Origin of the sequence: Pseudomonas benzopyrenica (assembly GCF_036884265.1) — a bacterium.
GTDB classification, from domain to species: Bacteria; Pseudomonadota; Gammaproteobacteria; order Pseudomonadales; family Pseudomonadaceae; genus Chryseomonas; species Chryseomonas benzopyrenica.
On sequence record NZ_CP145723.1, the window covers coordinates 1,067,535 to 1,084,397 of the forward strand.

17 protein-coding genes are annotated in these 16,863 nt (G+C 66.1%); 6 read left to right on the plus strand and 11 right to left on the minus strand.

Going from position 1 to position 16,863, the window contains the following annotated elements; genetic code table 11:
* Positions 1-54: 54 nt before the first annotated feature.
* From mqo to V6W80_RS04970, 5 genes are all read right to left on the minus strand, one after another.
* On the minus strand, positions 55-1,692 hold the full coding sequence (gene mqo, locus V6W80_RS04950) for a malate dehydrogenase (quinone) (protein ID WP_338546019.1): 1,638 nt from the start codon (positions 1,690-1,692) through the stop codon (positions 55-57).
* A gap of 605 nt (positions 1,693-2,297) precedes the next feature.
* Positions 2,298-3,224: a 23S rRNA (adenine(1618)-N(6))-methyltransferase RlmF gene (gene rlmF / locus V6W80_RS04955; protein ID WP_160923604.1), complete on the minus strand. Its 927-nt coding sequence runs from the start codon at positions 3,222-3,224 to the stop codon at positions 2,298-2,300.
* Positions 3,225-3,294: 70 nt separating this feature from the next.
* Positions 3,295-4,266 carry an aldo/keto reductase gene (locus tag V6W80_RS04960; protein ID WP_173148348.1) on the minus strand — a complete coding sequence of 324 codons (972 nt, stop codon included), beginning with the start codon at positions 4,264-4,266 and terminating at the stop codon, positions 3,295-3,297.
* A gap of 61 nt (positions 4,267-4,327) precedes the next feature.
* Positions 4,328-5,032, minus strand: coding sequence for a pseudouridine synthase (locus V6W80_RS04965; RefSeq protein WP_338546020.1), 705 nt, complete (start codon positions 5,030-5,032; stop codon positions 4,328-4,330).
* Entirely contained in the window at positions 5,032-5,247 is a 216-nt protein-coding gene (locus V6W80_RS04970; protein WP_017641724.1) for a cysteine-rich CWC family protein, read from the minus strand. Before V6W80_RS04970 ends, V6W80_RS04965 begins: the two co-directional genes overlap by 1 nt.
* Positions 5,248-5,542: 295 nt before the next feature.
* Here V6W80_RS04970 and V6W80_RS04975 point away from each other — a divergent pair, with 295 nt between their 5' ends.
* The 5 genes from V6W80_RS04975 to V6W80_RS04995 all read left to right on the plus strand — a co-directional run bounded on the left by V6W80_RS04975 (position 5,543) and on the right by V6W80_RS04995 (position 9,696).
* Positions 5,543-6,664 carry a glycerophosphodiester phosphodiesterase gene (locus tag V6W80_RS04975; RefSeq protein WP_338546021.1) on the plus strand — a complete coding sequence of 374 codons (1,122 nt, stop codon included), beginning with the start codon at positions 5,543-5,545 and terminating at the stop codon, positions 6,662-6,664.
* A gap of 50 nt (positions 6,665-6,714) precedes the next feature.
* Positions 6,715-7,143, plus strand: coding sequence for an NUDIX hydrolase (locus V6W80_RS04980; RefSeq protein ID WP_257704098.1), 429 nt, complete (start codon positions 6,715-6,717; stop codon positions 7,141-7,143).
* Positions 7,144-7,250: 107 nt separating this feature from the next.
* A complete protein-coding gene (locus V6W80_RS04985; RefSeq protein ID WP_338546023.1) occupies positions 7,251-7,550 on the plus strand; it encodes a hypothetical protein in 300 nt (99 codons plus the stop codon).
* A 64-nt stretch (positions 7,551-7,614) separates the two neighbouring features.
* Complete coding sequence (gene ung, locus V6W80_RS04990; RefSeq protein WP_338547349.1) at positions 7,615-8,310, plus strand: uracil-DNA glycosylase; 696 nt, start codon at positions 7,615-7,617, stop codon at positions 8,308-8,310.
* 96 nt (positions 8,311-8,406) lie between these two features.
* Positions 8,407-9,696 (plus strand): Nramp family divalent metal transporter, encoded by a 1,290-nt coding sequence (locus V6W80_RS04995; protein ID WP_093250755.1) that lies wholly within the window; start codon positions 8,407-8,409, stop codon positions 9,694-9,696.
* Between the two features lie 10 nt (positions 9,697-9,706).
* Here the strand turns inward: V6W80_RS04995 and V6W80_RS05000 are convergent, their stop codons facing one another.
* The 3 genes from V6W80_RS05000 to V6W80_RS05010 all read right to left on the minus strand — a co-directional run bounded on the left by V6W80_RS05000 (position 9,707) and on the right by V6W80_RS05010 (position 12,445).
* Complete coding sequence (locus V6W80_RS05000; RefSeq protein WP_338546025.1) at positions 9,707-10,657, minus strand: DMT family transporter; 951 nt, start codon at positions 10,655-10,657, stop codon at positions 9,707-9,709.
* Between the two features lie 77 nt (positions 10,658-10,734).
* Positions 10,735-11,460 carry an AraC family transcriptional regulator gene (locus V6W80_RS05005; RefSeq protein WP_338546027.1) on the minus strand — a complete coding sequence of 242 codons (726 nt, stop codon included), beginning with the start codon at positions 11,458-11,460 and terminating at the stop codon, positions 10,735-10,737.
* Positions 11,461-11,530: 70 nt separating this feature from the next.
* Positions 11,531-12,445 (minus strand): DMT family transporter, encoded by a 915-nt coding sequence (locus tag V6W80_RS05010; RefSeq protein WP_338546029.1) that lies wholly within the window; start codon positions 12,443-12,445, stop codon positions 11,531-11,533.
* Positions 12,446-12,538: 93 nt separating this feature from the next.
* On the opposite strand from V6W80_RS05010, the gene V6W80_RS05015 reads away from it, so the two are divergent.
* Positions 12,539-13,063 (plus strand): MarR family winged helix-turn-helix transcriptional regulator, encoded by a 525-nt coding sequence (locus tag V6W80_RS05015; RefSeq protein ID WP_173148356.1) that lies wholly within the window; start codon positions 12,539-12,541, stop codon positions 13,061-13,063.
* Between the two features lie 54 nt (positions 13,064-13,117).
* Here the strand turns inward: V6W80_RS05015 and V6W80_RS05020 are convergent, their stop codons facing one another.
* The 3 genes from V6W80_RS05020 to plsB form a co-directional block, all read right to left on the minus strand.
* Complete coding sequence (locus V6W80_RS05020; protein WP_338546031.1) at positions 13,118-13,678, minus strand: GNAT family N-acetyltransferase; 561 nt, start codon at positions 13,676-13,678, stop codon at positions 13,118-13,120.
* A gap of 110 nt (positions 13,679-13,788) precedes the next feature.
* Entirely contained in the window at positions 13,789-14,271 is a 483-nt protein-coding gene (locus V6W80_RS05025) for a YbaY family lipoprotein (protein WP_338546033.1), read from the minus strand.
* A gap of 48 nt (positions 14,272-14,319) precedes the next feature.
* The gene (gene plsB, locus V6W80_RS05030) at positions 14,320-16,830 is read right to left on the minus strand and encodes a glycerol-3-phosphate 1-O-acyltransferase PlsB (protein ID WP_338546035.1); all 2,511 of its coding nucleotides are present in this window, start codon (positions 16,828-16,830) and stop codon (positions 14,320-14,322) included.
* Positions 16,831-16,863: the final 33 nt, after the last annotated feature.

The window sequence follows — 16,863 nt, forward strand, 5'->3', positions numbered from 1 at the left end:
GGCCTTTGCTTATCGCGGTGAGCCCGCTGCTTGCACAGCGGGCCTGACGGCGATTTACAGCGCCATGTCGTTGGCGGCCTTGTCGGCGCGCGGAGCGCTGACGGTGGCCTTGGCGTTCTGGCTGCCGGTGGCGACCGGCGGGGTGGCCAGTTGCAGCACTTCGGCGGTGTAGTTCCACTCCTGCTGCACGCGCTCGGGGTCGCCGTTGAGCTTGGTGCCGTAGCTGGGCACGATCTGGTGCAGCTTGGCTTGCCACTCCGGGGTCGCGACCTTGTCCTTGAACACCTTCTCCAGCACGCTCAGCATGATGGGCGCGGCGGTCGAGGCGCCCGGGGAGGCGCCCAGCAGCCCGGCGATGCTGCCGTCCTTGGCCGCGACGATCTCGGTGCCCAGCTTCAGCACCCCACCCTTGTCGGCGTCGCGCTTGATGATCTGCACGCGCTGACCGGCCTGCCACAGGCGCCAGTCTTCCTTCTTGGCGTTGGGGAAGTACTCGCGCAGGGCGGCCATGCGGTCGTCATCCGACAGCATCAGCTGACCGGCGAGGTATTCCACCAGCGGGTATTCGGCCACGCCCACGCGCACCATCGGCCAGGCGTTGTGGGTGTTGGTGCTGGTCAGCAGGTCCAGGTAGGAGCCCTGCTTGAGGAACTTGGTGGAGAAGGTGGCGAAGGGCCCGAACAGGATCACGCGCTTGCCATCGAGCATGCGGGTGTCCAGGTGCGGAACCGACATCGGCGGTGCGCCCACCGAGGCCTTGCCATAGGCCTTGGCCAGGTGCTGCTGGGCGATCTCGGGATTGTCGGTGACCAGGAAGGAGCCACCCACCGGGAAGCCGGCGTAGTCGTTGGCCTCGGGGATGCCCGACTTCTGCAGCAGGTGCAGGGCACCGCCGCCGGCGCCGATGAAGACGAACTTGGCGTCGGTCTCGGTCTTCTTGCCGTCCTTGAGATTCTTGTACTCCACGCGCCAGCTGCCGTCGGCATTGCGGGTGATGTTCTCGACTTCGCTGGACAGGTTCAGCTTGAAGTTCGGCTTGGACTGCAGGTTGGCGGCGAACTGGCGGGTGATCTCGCCGAAGTTGACGTCGGTGCCCAGCGGACTCCAGGTAGCGGCGATCTTCTGCTTGGGATCGCGGCCTTCCATCATCAGCGGAACCCACTGCTTGATCTGCGCGGGATCTTCCGAGTACTGCATGCCGGAAAACAGCGGGCTGGCCTTGAGCGCTTCGTAGCGCTTCTTCAGGAAGGCGATGTTCTCGTCACCCCAGACGAAGCTCATGTGCGGGGTGCTGTTGATGAAGCTCTTCGGATCCTTGAGGACGCCGTTCTTGACCTGCCAGGACCAGAATTGACGGGAGATCTGGAAGGCTTCGTTGATCTCGATGGCCTTAGCGATGGTGACCTTGCCGTCCTTGTCTTCCGGGGTGTAGTTCAGCTCGGCCAGGGCGGAGTGGCCGGTACCAGCGTTGTTCCAGCCGTTGGAGCTCTCGTCGGCGACCTTGTCCAGGCGCTCGACCATTTCCATGGTCCAGTTCGGTTCCAGCTCGTTCAGCCAGATGCCCAGGGTGGAGCTCATGATGCCGCCGCCGATCAGCAGGACGTCGACCTTCTTGATGTCTTCGGCCTGTGCGGTGCCCAGGGCGGAGGCGATAGCTACGCCGAGCAGCGCGCCAGTCATTTTCTTCAGCATATGGTCTCTCAATCGATAGAAGCGGGGTCTGCTTATCGAGTTTCGGTGCGGTGCGGCACCATGGCACATGGGTAGATGTGCAGTGGGCAAGGCAGAATGCAGCCGGAAACACGCAAGGGCAGGTTCTTGTCCCTCCACCGCCCCTCTCTTGTGCGTCACCGGAGGAGTCGGAGCAAAAACGTAATGCGCGGCCTTGGCAGCGGCTGACCGGAGGCAGAGGTCTCGGGCGCGGCTACGTGCGCATGCGTTTTTGTTGCTGGACATTTTAATGAGAAGGGTCGGGGATGCCTAGCCCGTAATTCATAGGCTTTGCCTATTATCCTTTGGTCTAATCTCTTGCGACCTGGGTCAAAGTCCCGCCAGATGCCTCGGCGGGCGAACCGCAGCGGTGCCGGGGCCACTCCGCGAATAGCCGGCGGTACCGACGAAACCGGCCAGAAAGCCGCCGAAGGGTCGTCGTCCGTAGCGGTAAGCAAAGGGTGGAAAGATCGACCAGGTGCTGTACGAAAGGTCGACGAGCTAAGGTCAGACGAGGGCTAGGTTGGGCTGGCGATCCACGCCTTTTTCAACGAAACATCGCCGCGCGGGCATTTTTCGTACAGCACCTAGCCGAAACGCCAGGCGAGAAAGCGACTCTGCTTCTGGCCCTGGGCCATGGCCACGACACGGATCTCGCTGGCTTGCTCGCGGCGCAGCGCCGCCTGTAGCAGCGGCAGGTTGCTGACCTTGGACACTAGGCAGGTGAACCAGCCGACCTGCTTGGCGAAGGCGCGGCTCTCGCGAATCATCCGTTCGATAAAGGCTGCCTCGCCGCCGGGGCACCAGAGTTCGGCCGCCTGGCCGCCGAAGTTGAGCAGGGGAACCTGCTTGCCCGTGGTCTTGCCCAGGTTCTTCCATTTGCGCGTGCTGCCGCGCACGGCATCGTCGGGGCTGGCGTGGAAGGGCGGATTGCACAGGGTGGCGGCGTAGCGCTCTCCAGGTTGCAGGATGCCGGCGAAGATCGCCTGGGGATCCGGCTGGTGGCGCAATTCGATGGCGGCGGCGCAATCCGGATTGGCGGCCAGGGTGCGGCCGAAAGCGTCCAGGGCCGCTGGGGCGATGTCGCTGCCCACGAAGTGCCAGCCATACTCCTTGAAACCGATCAACGGGTAGACGCCATTGGCGCCGGTGCCTACGTCCAGCAGCCGCGTCGTCGCGCCACGGGGAATCCGGCCACCCGTGCCCTCGGCCAGCAGATCGGCCAGATGATGCAGGTAATCCGCCCGACCGGGAATCGGTGGGCAGAGGAAATCGGCGGGGATGTCCCAGTCCCGCACGCCATGGTGCAGCGCCAGCAAGGCCCGATTGAGCGCCCGAACCGCCTGGGGATCGGTGAAATCGATGGACAGATTGCCCCGCGGCGTTGGTGCCACGAAGGGCCTGAGCGCTGGGCTCGTCCGCATCAGGGCCGGAAAGTCATAGCTGCCCTGGTGGCGATTGCGCGGATGCAGGGGTGCGGGGCGGCCAGGCAGGGGGCGGCGGGGCGAGGTCATGGCGGTGGACAGGGTCGAAAAGGGGGCGGCGAGCCTAGCACAGCCGCCCCCTTGACTCACGCAAAGGGGCTCACGCTGGCGTCGGTGCATCTTCCGGCAATGCCCCGATCTCACGCAGATTGCGCCAGAAGGCAGCGGGGATAGGCGCCCGCAGCAGTTCAGCGTTCTGCCGGGCCCGCGCCGGGGTGCTGCTGCCGGGGATGGTGGCGGCCACGGTGGGATGGGCCAGGCAGAACTGCAGGGCCGCGGCGCGGATATCCACTCCGTGATCCTGGCAGACGCCTTCGATCAATTCGACCTTGCGGCGCAACGCGGGCTCGGCTTCGGCATAGTTGTAGTGCTTGCCGCCGGCCAGCAAGCCGGAGTTGAAGGGCCCGCCCACCACGATGCCCACGCCGCGGCGTTCGCATTCGGGGAAGAGGGTGTCCAGGGCTTCGCGGTGGTCCAGCAGCGAATAGCGACCGGCCAGCAGGAAGGCGTCGGGATCGCTTTGCTCCAGCGCCAGCCGGCAGGGTTCCACCAGGTTGACGCCCAGGCCCCAGCCCAGGATCAGGCCTTCCTCGCGCATCTCGGTGAGGGCCTTGGCCGCCCCCTGCATGGCCTGGGCGAAGTAGTCGCGCCAGGCCGGACCGTGCTGGTCTTCCGAGAGATCGTGAATCCAGACCAGGTCGAGGCGGTCGGTCTTGAGGCGTTCCAGGCTGGCTTCGATGGAGCGGCGGGCACCCTCGGCGGAATAGTCGAGCACCCGCTTGAAGGGCAGTTCGTTGACGAACGGCGGGGCGTTTTCTGGTTGGTCAGCCGGTTCCAGCAGGCGACCGACCTTGCTGCAGAGGACGAAGTCATCGCGCGGTTTGTCGGCCAGCACCTCGGCGAAGCGGCGCTCGGACAGGCCGGCGCCATAGTGCGGCGAGGTGTCATAGAGGCGGATGCCAGCATCCCAGGCGGCTTCGAGGGTCGCCCGGGCGTCGGCGTCGCCTACCTCGCGGAACATGTTGCCCAGAGGGGCGCCGCCGAAACCGAGGGAGGGGATGTCGATACGCATGAAAGGTCTCCGGGAGGGTGCGTGTCTGCATCCCGACCGGTACTCCCGAGGTCCTGTTCCCCTAATCCGCCGGACGTAGCACGGCCACCTCGGCAGCGGTGAGCGAGCGATAGGCGCCCTCGGCCAGCGCCGGATCCAGGGGCAGCGCGCCGATGCGATCGCGGTGCAGGGCGATGACCTCGATGCCGAAGCGGCCGAACATGCGCTTGACCTGGTGATAGCGGCCCTCGACCAGGGTCAGGTAGGCGCTGTGCTCATCCAGCAGCTCCAGCTGGGCGGGCTGGGTGGTGAGGTCTTCGTAGGCGAAATAGAGTCCTTCGGCGAAGGCGGTCACCAACTGCGGTGGGATGACCTCGGCGGTGGTGACCCGGTAGCGCTTGGTCTGCTTGTGGCGTGGATGACTGAGGCCGCGCGACCACTGGCCGTCGTTGGTGAGCAGCAGCAGGCCGGTGGTGTTGAAGTCCAGCCGGCCGGCCAGGTGCAGATCGGCACGCTGGTCCGCTGCCAGGCAGTCCAGCACCGTGGCATGGCGGGCGTCGACGGTGGCGCTCACGCAGCCGCGTGGCTTGTGCAGCATCAGGTAGCGACCGCCGGGACCGTCCTGCAGCAGGCGTTCGTCGGCCTCGATGCGATCGAAGGTGAACACCTCCTGCTCGGCCTGCTGGGTGGTGGCGCCATTGACCCGCACCCGGCCTTCGGCGAGCAGACGGCGGGCCAGTTGGCGACCCAGTTCGGGTCTGTTGCCCAGCCAACGGTCCAGACGCATCAGCGGGATTCGCGCGCAATACCCGCCGCGCAGGCCGGGCACAGGCAGCGCTGGTTGCGCTCGTCCTCGGGCAGGCGCGTCAAGGCCGCTGGATCGACCGGCGTCTGCAGGCACCAGCAATCGTGGATCTCGCCACCGGTGGCGAGGGCGCAGCTATTGGCCTTGCCGCACAGCGGGCAGCGGGTGGGATCGCAGGGGATGGGTGATGCAGCCATGGTGATCTCGTCAGGCGAAGCGGGCGGCAGAGTACCGGAAATTGCGACCTGGATAACGTCTGCTGCCCCGGGTGTCTGCCCAATGTCACATCCGGGGTGCAGTCTGCCACCTGAAGGCTGTTCAGGGGGGCGGTGTAGGGGATAGACGACAGGCTGTCGTCCTTGATCGACCGACCCATCCGCTCACCTTGAGCTAGGCTTCTGCAGCTGTTTACGTGGAGCCGCAGCCGAACCTGCAAGGGGCGTGCGATCTCCAGCAGCCTCAGCGCTACCCGTCGGACCACCCGAGGACCCCATGACAATAAACGCCTTGCGCACCCTGATCCGTACCCTCATACCCGGAACCCTGCTGGTCAGCCAGCTGGCCCTGGCCACCGAAGCCGACGTCGGCCAGACCCTGGCCCGCCAGGCCGGCATTCCCTGGCCGGCGGTGATCGCCCATCGCGGCGCCTCCTTCGATGCGCCGGAATCCACCGCCCCGGCCTATCTGGTGGCACGAGAGCTGGGTGCCGACTACCTGGAGCTCGATCTGCAGCGCACCAAGGACGGCCAGCTCATCGCCCTGCACGACGACACCCTGGAACGCACCACCGATGTCGCCAAGCGCTTTCCCGAGCGTGCCAAGGCGCCGGTCAGCCAGTTCACCCTGGCCGAGCTCAAGTCGCTGGATGCCGGCAGCTGGTTCAACCAGGCCCATCCCGACCGCGCCCGAGCCAAGTTCGCCGGACTCAAGATCCTCACCCTCGACGAGGTCATCGACATCGCCGAGGGCGGGCGCAACAAGCCGGGCCTCTACATCGAGACCAAGCAGCCCAAGCTGTTCCCCGGCATCGAGCGCGATCTCAAGGCCAAGCTGACCCAGCGCGGCTGGCTCGGTCAGCCCAAGGCCGGTGCCACCGGTGTCGCCTCCATGCCCGGGGGGGTGATCCTGCAGACCTTCGAGAAAGGCAGCCTGGAGCTGCTGCAAAAGGAGATGCCCAATACGCCGAAGATCCTGCTGCTGTGGCTGGGCGACGACTACATCCCGGCCAAGCCCGGGCCGACCTATGCCGAGTCGGGCGAGGCCAGCAAGGCGGCCTACTACGCCAAGCAGCAGGTACGTTCCGAGGGTGACTTCACCGCCTGGGTCGAATGGGCCAAGGCCCATGGCGCCGTCGGCATCGGTCCGTCGGCGGCACTGGAGGAGGGTGGCGACCAGAGCTACGCGGACCTGGTGAAGCCCTGGATGAACGACGTGGCCCACGAGCGCGGCCTGCTGGTGCACGCCTATACCGTGGATTCGGCGGTGGACTTCGCTCGCCTGGCGCCGCGTGGTGTGGATGGCTTCTTCACCAACCGCAGCGCCGAACTGCTGAAGTTCTATGAGCGGCCGGCCAAGCAGGCACCTGGCGCCCTGCTCAAGCAGTTGGGTTATTGAGGCCCGGCGGGGAGGCCTGGCGGTCTCCCCGTCATCACTGGAAGTTCAGCATGTCCCGCCATGCCTTCAACGGCGCCAAGCTGGCGCTGCTCTGCGCTGACCAGATCCTGGTCTATCAGCGCGACGACAAGCCCGACATCCCCTGGCCGGCCCTCTGGGACCTGCCCGGAGGTGGTCGCGAAGACGGCGAGACCCCGGAGCGTTGCGCCTTGCGCGAGCTGGACGAGGAATTCGGCCTGGTCTTGGATGAAGCTCGTCTGACCTGGGGTCGCTGTTATCCACCGCGCCAGCCCGGCTACCTGCCCAGCTGGCTGTTCGCCGGAGAACTGCACCCGGCCGAGATCGCTGCCATTCGCTTTGGCGACGAAGGGCAGCACTGGCAACTGATGAGTCTCGCCGACTTCCTCGCCCATCCCCAGGGTATACCCCATCTGCAGGAGCGACTGCGGGACTACTTGAGCGAACAGGACGAGCGCTGACCGACGTCTCTTAATCCCGGCTGAATGAACGCACGATAAGCAAGCGTGAGCAGCAGGCGCAGCTTAGCCTTTCTCCAGGCTCATCCGGGCCGTCCTGGAGATCTCTCATGCGCCATCTTCTCTTGGCGTCGCTCTGTGCCCTGACCCTCACCGGCTGCACCGTCTACGACACGTCCCCGCGCTATTACAGCCGTCCGGCACCCCCTGCGGCGGTCTTCTACGGCACGCCGGCCTATCCGCCGCCCGCGGTCATCGTGCGGCCCTATGGCTACGGCTACTACTATCGACCGGCCCCGCCGCCACCGCCTCACTGGGGGCCGGGTCCCGGTTGGGGACCGCCAGGCTGGGGGCCGCGTCCGGGTTATGGTCCGCCCGGCTGGGGCCCGCGCTATGGTCCGCGCTGGTAGCGGGTTTGACAGGGGCAGCCAGCTTTCCTAGGGTGCTGCCCTTGTCTTGACCAGGAAGCCCCGAATCGTGGACGACGATCGCATCAAGCTCGACCCCCAATGGAAAGCCGCGCTGCGCGACGAATTCGAGCAGCCCTACATGCGCCAGCTGAGCGAATTCCTCCGACGCGAGAAGGCAGCAGGCAAGGTCATTTATCCGCCCGGTCCGCTGATCTTCAATGCTCTCAATACCACCCCTTTGGATCAGGTCCGGGTGGTCATCCTCGGGCAGGATCCCTATCACGGGCCGGGCCAGGCCCACGGCCTGAGCTTTTCGGTGCAGCCTGGTGTGCCGGCACCACCGTCGTTGCAGAACATCTTCAAGGAACTCAAGCGCGACCTGAACCTGCCCATTCCCAATCACGGCTATCTGCAGCACTGGGCCGAGCAGGGCGTCCTGCTGCTCAACACCTCGCTGACGGTGGAGCAGGCCAACGCCGGTTCCCACGCCAAGGCCGGCTGGCAGCGCTTCACCGACCGTATCATCGAGGTGGTCAGCGCCGAGCGCGAGAATCTGGTGTTCCTGCTCTGGGGCAGCCATGCCCAGAGCAAGCAGACGCTCATCGATCCCCAGAAGCACCTGATCCTCAAGTCGGCGCATCCCTCGCCGCTGTCGGCCCATCGTGGCTTCATCGGCAACGGCCACTTCGGCCGCACCAACGAATTCCTGCGCAACGCCGGCCTCGCCCCTATCGACTGGGCGCTGCCGCCACTGTCCTAGAGCGGTTCAGGCGTTTACACCTTGTAATCCTCCGGCGCTTGTTGACTGACCGGTCATCCGGGACAGTCGAGGCACGTCCCACACCGGAGAGAGCCCATGACCGAAAACAACAACAAGGTCGCGCCCACCCCCTCGGCGGCCGATCCGTCGCAACCGCCCCGCGGTACCCTGGCGCGCTGGAAACTGGTAGGCCCGGGCATCGTGGTCGCGGTGACCGGGGTCGGCGCCGGCGATCTGGTCGCCACCCTCATCGCCGGCTCGCGCTTCGGCTATGCCCTGCTCTGGGCCGCGGTGGTGGGCTGCATCGTCAAGATCGCCCTGGCCGAAGGCTCCGCGCGCTACCACCTGGCCACCGGCTCGACCATGCTCGAAGGCTGGCGCTCCCTGGGCATCTGGACCTACTGGTACTTCGGCATCTACATCGTGCTCTGGGGCTTCGTCTATGGCGGCACCGCCATGAGCGCCACGGCCTTGCCGCTGGCCGCGCTATTCCCGGACGTGCTGCCGTTCTGGGCCTGGGGCGCCCTGTCGGGCATCGCCGGCGCGGTTTTCGTGCTGCTCAATCGCTATGCGGTGTTCGAGGCGGCGATGAAGTTCTTCATCGGCGTGATGTTCGTGGTGGTGGTGGGGCTGGCCATCCTGGTCATGCCCAACCTCGGCCATGCCGTCACCGGCCTGGTGCCGACCATCCCCGAAGGCTCGGCGATCTACACCCTGGGCCTCATCGGCGGCGTCGGTGGCACCATCACCATGGCCGCCTATGGCTACTGGGTGAACGCCAAGGGTTGGCGGACTCCGGCCTGGATGGGCGTGATGCGCCTGGACAACCAGGTGGCCTATATCGCCACCGGCATCTTCGTCATCGCCATGCTCATCGTCGGCGCCGAGTTGCTCTATACCGCGCAGATCACCCTTTCCAGCGGGGATCGCGGCCTGCTCGACCTGGACGAGGTGCTGGAGCAGCGCTTCGGCCCGGTGGTCTCCACCGTCTTCCTGATCGGCTTCGCGGCGACCACCTTCTCCTCGATCCTGGGGGTGTGGCACGGCGTGTCCCTGCTGTTCGCCGACTTCGTCCGCCAGGCCACCGGTGGCACCGGCGACCGGGGTGATCTGGAGAAGACCCCGGCCTTCCGTTTCTATGTGCTCTGGCTGACCTTCCCGCCGATGGTGTTGCTGCTGCTCGGCCGACCCTTTGGTCTGATCATCGCCTACGGGGCCTTTGGCGCCTTCTTCATGCCGTTCCTGGCCCTGACGCTGATCTGGCTGCTCAACTCCAAGCGGGTACCTAAGGAATGGCGTTCGGGCTGGCTGTCCAACGGCCTGCTGGGTCTGGCCGCGGCGCTGTTCATCGTGCTCAGCCTGAACGAGATAGCCCGGTTGTTCTAGGGCTGCGCTGCTAGCAGGCCGACCCGGCTGGCGCGCTGGTCGGGACAGGCTGCTGGTGGCACCTCAGGCACCAGACCACCCCCACGATCAGCAGGCCGATGGCCAGGGCTTCCAGCAGCGTCGGTAACCGCCACTGCCAGAGAAAGCCGTAGAGCAGCGAAGACAGCGTTTCGATGACGATGGCCTGGCCGCTCAGGGTCAGCGGCAGGTGGCGACTGGCCTGGTTCCAGCAGAAGCCACCGACCACCGAGGCGAGCAGCGCCACGCCTGCGGCTACCACCAGCGGCTGCACCCAGTCCTGGGGTGCCCGTACCAGCAGTTCCGGCCCCAGCAGGATGGGCGCGGCCAGCAGCGCCTGGAGGCCGGTCACTCCGCCCAGCAGCAGGGCCCAGTCGTGGCTGCCGATGGCAGTCACGGTCAGGTGACGGGTATTGGCTACCGCGAACCAACTCCAGGCCAGCAGGGCGCCGCAGGCGCAGAGCAAACCCAAGGCCGGTTGGGCGCCCAGGGCCGTGACGGTCAGCGCCTCGTAGCTGATCAGCCCCACCCCGAGCAGGGCGCAGGCCATTGATGGCCATAGGCGATCGACACCCACGGCCCCGGTGTCTGCGTGCCCGGCCAGGGCTACCAGCAGCGGAATCAGGCCGACGATCAGGGTGGTCGCGGCGATGCCGGCCTGCTGCACCCCGGCGCCTACCAGGGCGTAGTAGCCCAGGTTGCCGATCAGGCTCAGCCAGAACAGCCGTCTCCCATCGCTACGGGTGAGTTGTGCGCGCAGCCTGTGCCAGCGTGGCAGGAGCAACACCAGCGAGACCCCGCCGTAACAGAGAAAGCGCAGCACGGCGAACTGGGCGCCGCCGAGATCGGGCACCAGCGCCGGGGCGAGAAAGATCACGCCCCAGCACAGGCCTGCCGCGACCCCATAGCCAATTCCCGTTGCCGATACCCGTCGTTCGCTCATGTCACTCGCCTTCGCTGTTTCGGCAGCAGTCTGGCGATAGCCTGAGGGGTGGGTCTTGCGCGAGGCTCCGGCGTTTTTTACCCAGGCGTGCGCTGGCTGCGCCGCCAGGCGGCGGGGCTGATGCCCTGGCGACGGGTCATGGCCCTGGTGAGGGCGGCCTGATCGGAAAAGCCGACGCGCAGGGCGATCTCGACGATGGGCAGGCGGCTGTCTCCCAGCCAGCGCTGAGCCTGGCGCAGCCGCAGATCGGTCAGCCAGGCCTGGGGTGTCTGGCCGAAGCGCTCGTGGAAAAGCAGGTGCAGGCGACTCAGGCCGACCCCGGCCAGATTGGCCATGGCCGCATTGGTCCAGTCACCCGCCGGCTGGGCCTCTACCCGTGCCAGCAAGAGCTCGAAGGCCGAGGCCGGGACTGTGATGGTAAGGGAGTGCAGGAGCAGGCGTATGAGTTCGCTGGCGTGCTGGGTGAGGGCTGCCGCTGGAGTCAGTTCGGCAAAGGTGATCAACTGCCGTGCCGCCGGTGGAATCGGCAGGCCGGGTTGGCGCAGCGCCTGATCCAGCGTCCGGGCCGGCAGCCAGTCGGTGGCGCAGTCGATCACCAGGAAGCGGCTGTCCGGCGCGGACAGCTGCGCATGACCGCAGTCAGGCGTCACCAAGGCCGCGAGACCGGTATGCAGTCGCGTCTCGCCTCGACCTTCCAGCTCCAGCTGCATCCCGCCCTGAATGGGCAGCACCAACTGGGCGAAGGCATGGGCATGGGGCCGATGTTCGCCCTCATAGCTCTTGATGGCGAGGCGTGGCGTCACGAGTCACCTTGGGAGAAGGGTAAGAGCCAGGATCTTCGCACGGAACCCAGGACGAGGCGTAGCAGGGGAGTCAGGTATATCGCCTCGCGACCGCGATGGACGCCAGGATGAAAGCGGCGCCGAGAAGCATGCCCATCGTCGGTCGTTCGTCCAGCCAGAGAAAGGCGGCGACCAGGCCGAATACCGGAATGAGGGCGAGATAGAGACCGGCGCTGGCGGCGCTCAGGTGGCGCAAGCCCAGGAGGTAGAGCCAAAAGGGCAGGGCGTATTGTAGAACCCCGGACAGCGCCGCCTCGGCGATCACTGCCTTGTCCAGGGCATCCCAGCGGGGGGTGGCGAACCCCGCGGCGACGATGACCCCTTGCAGCGCCAGGATGAACAACAGTCCAGCGCCTTGTTGCACCAAGGCCAGGCTGGCGGGTGGATAGAGATTTGCCAAGCGCGACGAAGCGATGACGTAGCCGGCGGCGAACAGCGTCCCCAGCACGATCAGCAGATCGCCCCGGAGCGAGGTTGCCGAATTCCCGGTCTCGCTACCGCAGAGGCCGATCAGCGACAAACCGATCACGGTGCTCAGCAGACAAGCGAGCAGGCGTCGCCGAGGACGTTGCCCCAGTAGTAGCCAGCCCAGCAGGACGATGAACATGGGTTCGGCCGAACCTATCACCGCGGCATGGCCGGCGCTGGTCAGGGAGAGACCGGCGAGCCCTATACCATAAGCCAGCCCTGGTTCGAGCACGCCTGGCCAGGCGGTACGCAGCAAGAGCGGCCACGATGCCGGCCGGCGGCTCTCGCGCGATGCGAGAATAGCCAGAAAGAGCAGACTGGCTAGCAATTGGATCGGCAGCAGGGTCGCGGCGGGCACCTGTTCCAGCAGGTCGCGGCTGGCGACGGTGGCCAGGCCCCAGCAGGCTGCCGAACCTATCATGGCTAGCGTCGCCAGACTGCGGTCGCGCTTGAAGGGGATCGCTTGGATGGCTGTCATTTAAGCTAGGCTCGCATTCTGAGAAGTCATGGGGATGAAGCTGATGAATAGTGACGTTTTTTTAAATGTATGCGGAACACATATATTAGGGCCATGAACGAAGCGCAACTGGAAAATCTCTTGGGGGCCTGCGCTCTGGCCGTGGCCGATGCCCAGACCCAGGCTTTACAGCAGGCGAGTGGCGTCAGCAGCGCCGGCTGTACCGTGCTCAATGCCCTGGCTCAGTATCCCGGCCTGACGATCCGTGAGCTGGCGGCCATTGCCGGTCTCAGCCATTCGGTCATGGTGCGCACGCTCGATGCCCTGGTCGGTGCGGGCCTGGTCAGTCGCCAACCTGGGCAGGATCGCCGTGAAGTCCAGGCCAGCCTGACTTCGGCGGGCGAGGTGCAACGTGAGCGGCTGATCGCGGCGCGAACGGCGGTATTGACGCGGGCGCTGGATGCCGTACCCCAGACCCAGCGGGACGCCTTGCAGCAGGCCTTGGTAGCCATACTGGCCGCGCTGACGACCGGCGCGCAGCAGGCCGATCATCTCTGCCGCTTCTGCGATGAGTCTGCCTGTGGCTCGAGTTGTCCGGTAGCAGCCGAGGTCGAGCACTTGGCTGCCAAAAAAGCCTAGTCGGCGTTACGGTAAGCGCATTTTCGAAGGCTGCCGCGCGTCAGCCAAGGGTTATTAGGTCTGCGCTACCGGCCATTCTTGCGCCAGCACCGCGTAGACGTACTCGTCCCCCCACATTCCGGCGAAGCGGTCGTTCTCGACGAAGTGGGCTTCCCGGCGCAAGCCCAGGCGTTCCACCACGCCTATCGAGCCCTGATTAAGCACGTCCAGGCGAGCGAAAATGCGGTGCAGGCCTAGCTCCGCGAAACCGAAGGTGAGTAATCGCGCAACGGCCTCGGTGGCGTAGCCCTGGCCTGCGTGTTCAGGATCGAAGATGTAGCCGACCTCAGCTTGCCGTGCGTCCACGCTTGCCAGCTTGAGCAACACCTCGCCCAAGACCCTGCCATCAGCCTTCCTCACGACGGCCAACCTTAACTCGTCGCCCGTCGTCTCGAAGCGGGGCTGCTGCGGATCGCGGAAACGCTCGACGAGCGCCGCTGGGGTAGGGGGTTCGCTATAAAGATACCGGTAGACACCCGGCTTGCTGTGGTATGACGCATAGGTCTCAAGGTCAGACGGTTGGAAAGGCCTGATCGAAAGTCGGGGTGTCGTGAGCGTTAGTTGGGCAAAGTCCAAGAGCGGGTTCCTGAGCGATCATGGAACCCGGACCTTGCCTTTTATCGCTATCGCTTAACCAGTCAGCGGACAGCTGCTGTTACGAAATGGACATCCAGAGTGGCTGGACCTCAACGCACCGGCTGCAACGGCAACTCCACCTCGCCACCGCTGTTCAGGTCCACCACTACCGGCTCCTGGGTCAGGTACAGTGGGCGACCGCCCAGCAGGATGCGGCCGCTGAGCAGGTAGCGCTCGCCGTTCTTGACCTTGGCTGGGGCGTAGTCGAGGCGGAAGGGCACCTGGCCCTGCTGCTTGACGAACAGGGTGCGCTGGGCCAGCCGACCGGCAGGGGTGTCGCCGGCGCTGGCGCTGTAGAGGCTGACGGTGAGCTTGGCGGTGGGCGGCACCGGCTCGTTGGCGGTAAAGGTGGCCTGACCGCTGAGACTGGTCATGCTTGGCTGGGCGGGTACGCCAGGGGTGGTGGTCTGCGGCTGCTCGGTGGGCGGCAGCGGCTGGCCGCTCGGCGGCGGTGGTGTCGCGGGGCCGGGGCGCAGCCCGCTACAGGCGCTGAGCAGCAGCGAGGTGGCGAGCAGGGCGGCGATTCTTTTCATGGCTAGATCCTGGACTGAAATCGACTGCTGTGACCCACGGACGCCGGCTTAGTTGCCGGCGACAACGGGTGTTTCCGGATCCGGCAGGTCCGGGGCATCGGGGCGGTCCAGGGCCACCTGGCGGATCGACAGGCGAATCTCCGCCGGCAACACCCGCTTGCCGGCACCCTCGGCCAACTCGCCGAGCAATTCATGGTGGCCCAGGGTGCCGTCGTCGGCCTTGCGCAGTACCCCCTCGGCCAGCAGCGTCTGAATGAAATGGCGGAACAGCGACTTGTCGAAGAATTCCGGCGCATTGAGGCCGTGCAGCACCGACAGCCGCTGGGCCATCACCGTGCAGAGTTCTTCCAGCTGCGGAGCGGTCAGGCTGTTCTGGCCGTGGTTGAGGATCAGTGCGGTGGTCATGTAGTAGCGCTGCAGGGTCTGCAGGACGGCCCGCGCCAGCAGGGTGAGGCGGACGAATTGCCGCGAGCTGGGCGCGGCGCGCACGAAGACGTCGTCCTCGATACGCAGCAGGCCGCGCTCCACCATGGCTTCCAGCCAGCCGTCCAGCACCAGGGGCAGCTCCTCGCGCTCCCAGTGGATGAACAATTCGGCCTGCAGATAGGGATAGAGCGCCAGGGCGAATCTATGGATCAGCTCACGGGTCATGCGCCCGGTGTTCTGGAAGAAACTGGCGATCAGCGCCGGGATGGCGAAGAGGTGCAGGACGTTGTTGCGGTAGTAGGTCATCAGCACCGCGTTCTGCTCGTCCAGGTAGAGGATGCGGCCCAGGGCGTCCTGCTGCTCGGAGAGGAAACCCAGGGCGCGCACCTCTTCGATGATCGCCTGGCCGTCGCCCTCGGGCAGGGTGACGCTGGTGGAGTAGGGCACCCGCTTCAGCAGATCCAGATAGAGGTCGATGGCGCGTACCAGGGCGCCTTCGTCGAGGGCCTGGCGATGGGTCGAGAGCAGCGCCAGGGCCACCAGGTTGACCGGGGTGACGGCCGCCGCGGCATTGATGCGGCGTACCACCCGCTCGCCCAATTCGTGGGTGACCGAATTGAACCAGGCGGGCTTCAGGTCTTCGTCGAGGGGTTCGTCGCGCCAGCCCGGACGGCGGGCATCGAGAAAGCCCTGCAGCGGAATGGGTTCGCCGAAGTTGACCCAGACCCGGCCGAAGCGCTGGCGCAGGGCGCCAAAGACCTTGACCAGGTCGAAGATGGATTCCTTCTTTTTCGCCGCGCCGCGCAATTCACCCAGGTAGGTGCGGCCCTCGAAGACCTTCTCGTAGCCGATGTACACCGGCACGAAGACGATGGGCCGCCGGGAGTCGCGCAGGAAGCTACGCAGGGTCATGGCCAGCATGCCGGTGCGCGGCTGCAGGGTGCGTCCGGTACGCGAGCGACCCCCCTCGACGAAGTACTCGGTGGAGAAGCCGCGGCTGAACAGGCTGTGCAGGTATTCGTTGAACACCGCGGCATAGAGGGCGTTGCCCTTGAAGCTGCGCCTCATGAAGAAGGCGCCGCCACGTCTGAGGATGTTGCCCACCACCGGCATGTCCAGGTTGATGCCGGCGGCGATGTGCGGCGGCGTCAGGCCATTCTGGAACAGCAGGTAGGACAGCAGCAGGTAGTCGATGTGGCTGCGATGGCAGGGCACATAGACCACGGTGTGACCGGGCGCCATCTCCTGGATCCGCTCGATGTGGCTGACCGTGACGCCATCGTAGATGCTGTTCCAGAACCAGCGCAGACCCACGTCCAGGCAGCGCACCACTGGATAGGAGAAGTCCGAGGCGATCTCCCGCGCATAGTGCGCCGCCTCGTCTTCGATGCGCCCGGGGGTAGCCTTGCGCTGGGTGATCTCGTGGGCGATGGTCGCCCGTACCTGGGGCGCCCGCAGCAGGCCGCGCAGCAGGGTGCGTCGGTGCGACAGGTCCGGGCCGATCACCGCCTGGCGCACGTTGCGGAAGTGGATGCGCAACCGCCGCATCACCAGACGTTCCAGGCGCTGTGGATCGGGGCGCTGGCTGGCCAGTTCGCCCAGCGACAGCGGCTTGGAGAACTGCACCCGGGTCAGCCGGCCCAGCACCAGGATGCGCGCCAGCTTGCGCAGCCGTCCGGTCACCACCCAGTTGTCCGCCCAGAGCAGCTTCCAGGGACTGGTCTCGCGATCCGGCGACTGGCCCCAGAAGACGCTGACCGGTACCAGCTGGACGTCTTCCAGCTGCTGCTCGGTCACTGCGGTCACCACCCGACGCAGGGTAGGAGGTACCGAGCGCCGGGCGGGGCGCCCGCGCCAGTTCGCCTTGCCGGTGGCGTTGAAGTAGGCCATTGGTTCGGTCTTGCTCCCCAGCACCAGCGGGCGTAGCGGTCGTGGCAGGCCGGCCTTGCGGCATTCCCGGTCGAGCACCGCCAGATCGCTCAGCGAGGCCTCGGGCAGTACGTAGAGCACTGGTTTGGTGGGATCGATGCGGCTGAGCAGGCTGGCCGCCTGGGTGGTCTCGGAGCGAACCCAGAGATAGAGCAGGTGCTTGAGCAGCGAGAAGGCCAGCAGACGCAGCGGCGAACGGGTCATGGAGGGCTACCGGGTGGACGGGGCGGCAGTGTG

What these genes read in the sequence shown, in the direction of transcription:
- V6W80_RS05015 (WP_173148356.1), top strand. Translation starts at nt 12,539, where the DNA reads ATGAACGAAGCGCAACTGGAAAATCTCTTGGGGGCCTGCGCTCTGGCC.
- V6W80_RS04985 (WP_338546023.1), top strand. Translation starts at nt 7,251, where the DNA reads ATGCGCCATCTTCTCTTGGCGTCGCTCTGTGCCCTGACCCTCACCGGC.
- V6W80_RS05025 (WP_338546033.1), bottom strand. Translation starts at nt 14,271, where the DNA reads ATGAAAAGAATCGCCGCCCTGCTCGCCACCTCGCTGCTGCTCAGCGCC.
- V6W80_RS04980 (WP_257704098.1), top strand. Translation starts at nt 6,715, where the DNA reads ATGTCCCGCCATGCCTTCAACGGCGCCAAGCTGGCGCTGCTCTGCGCT.
- V6W80_RS04960 (WP_173148348.1), bottom strand. Translation starts at nt 4,266, where the DNA reads ATGCGTATCGACATCCCCTCCCTCGGTTTCGGCGGCGCCCCTCTGGGC.
- mqo (WP_338546019.1), bottom strand. Translation starts at nt 1,692, where the DNA reads ATGCTGAAGAAAATGACTGGCGCGCTGCTCGGCGTAGCTATCGCCTCC.
- V6W80_RS04970 (WP_017641724.1), bottom strand. Translation starts at nt 5,247, where the DNA reads ATGGCTGCATCACCCATCCCCTGCGATCCCACCCGCTGCCCGCTGTGC.
- rlmF (WP_160923604.1), bottom strand. Translation starts at nt 3,224, where the DNA reads ATGACCTCGCCCCGCCGCCCCCTGCCTGGCCGCCCCGCACCCCTGCAT.
- V6W80_RS04995 (WP_093250755.1), top strand. Translation starts at nt 8,407, where the DNA reads ATGACCGAAAACAACAACAAGGTCGCGCCCACCCCCTCGGCGGCCGAT.
- V6W80_RS04975 (WP_338546021.1), top strand. Translation starts at nt 5,543, where the DNA reads ATGACAATAAACGCCTTGCGCACCCTGATCCGTACCCTCATACCCGGA.
- V6W80_RS05010 (WP_338546029.1), bottom strand. Translation starts at nt 12,445, where the DNA reads ATGACAGCCATCCAAGCGATCCCCTTCAAGCGCGACCGCAGTCTGGCG.
- V6W80_RS05000 (WP_338546025.1), bottom strand. Translation starts at nt 10,657, where the DNA reads ATGAGCGAACGACGGGTATCGGCAACGGGAATTGGCTATGGGGTCGCG.
- V6W80_RS04965 (WP_338546020.1), bottom strand. Translation starts at nt 5,032, where the DNA reads ATGCGTCTGGACCGTTGGCTGGGCAACAGACCCGAACTGGGTCGCCAA.
- plsB (WP_338546035.1), bottom strand. Translation starts at nt 16,830, where the DNA reads ATGACCCGTTCGCCGCTGCGTCTGCTGGCCTTCTCGCTGCTCAAGCAC.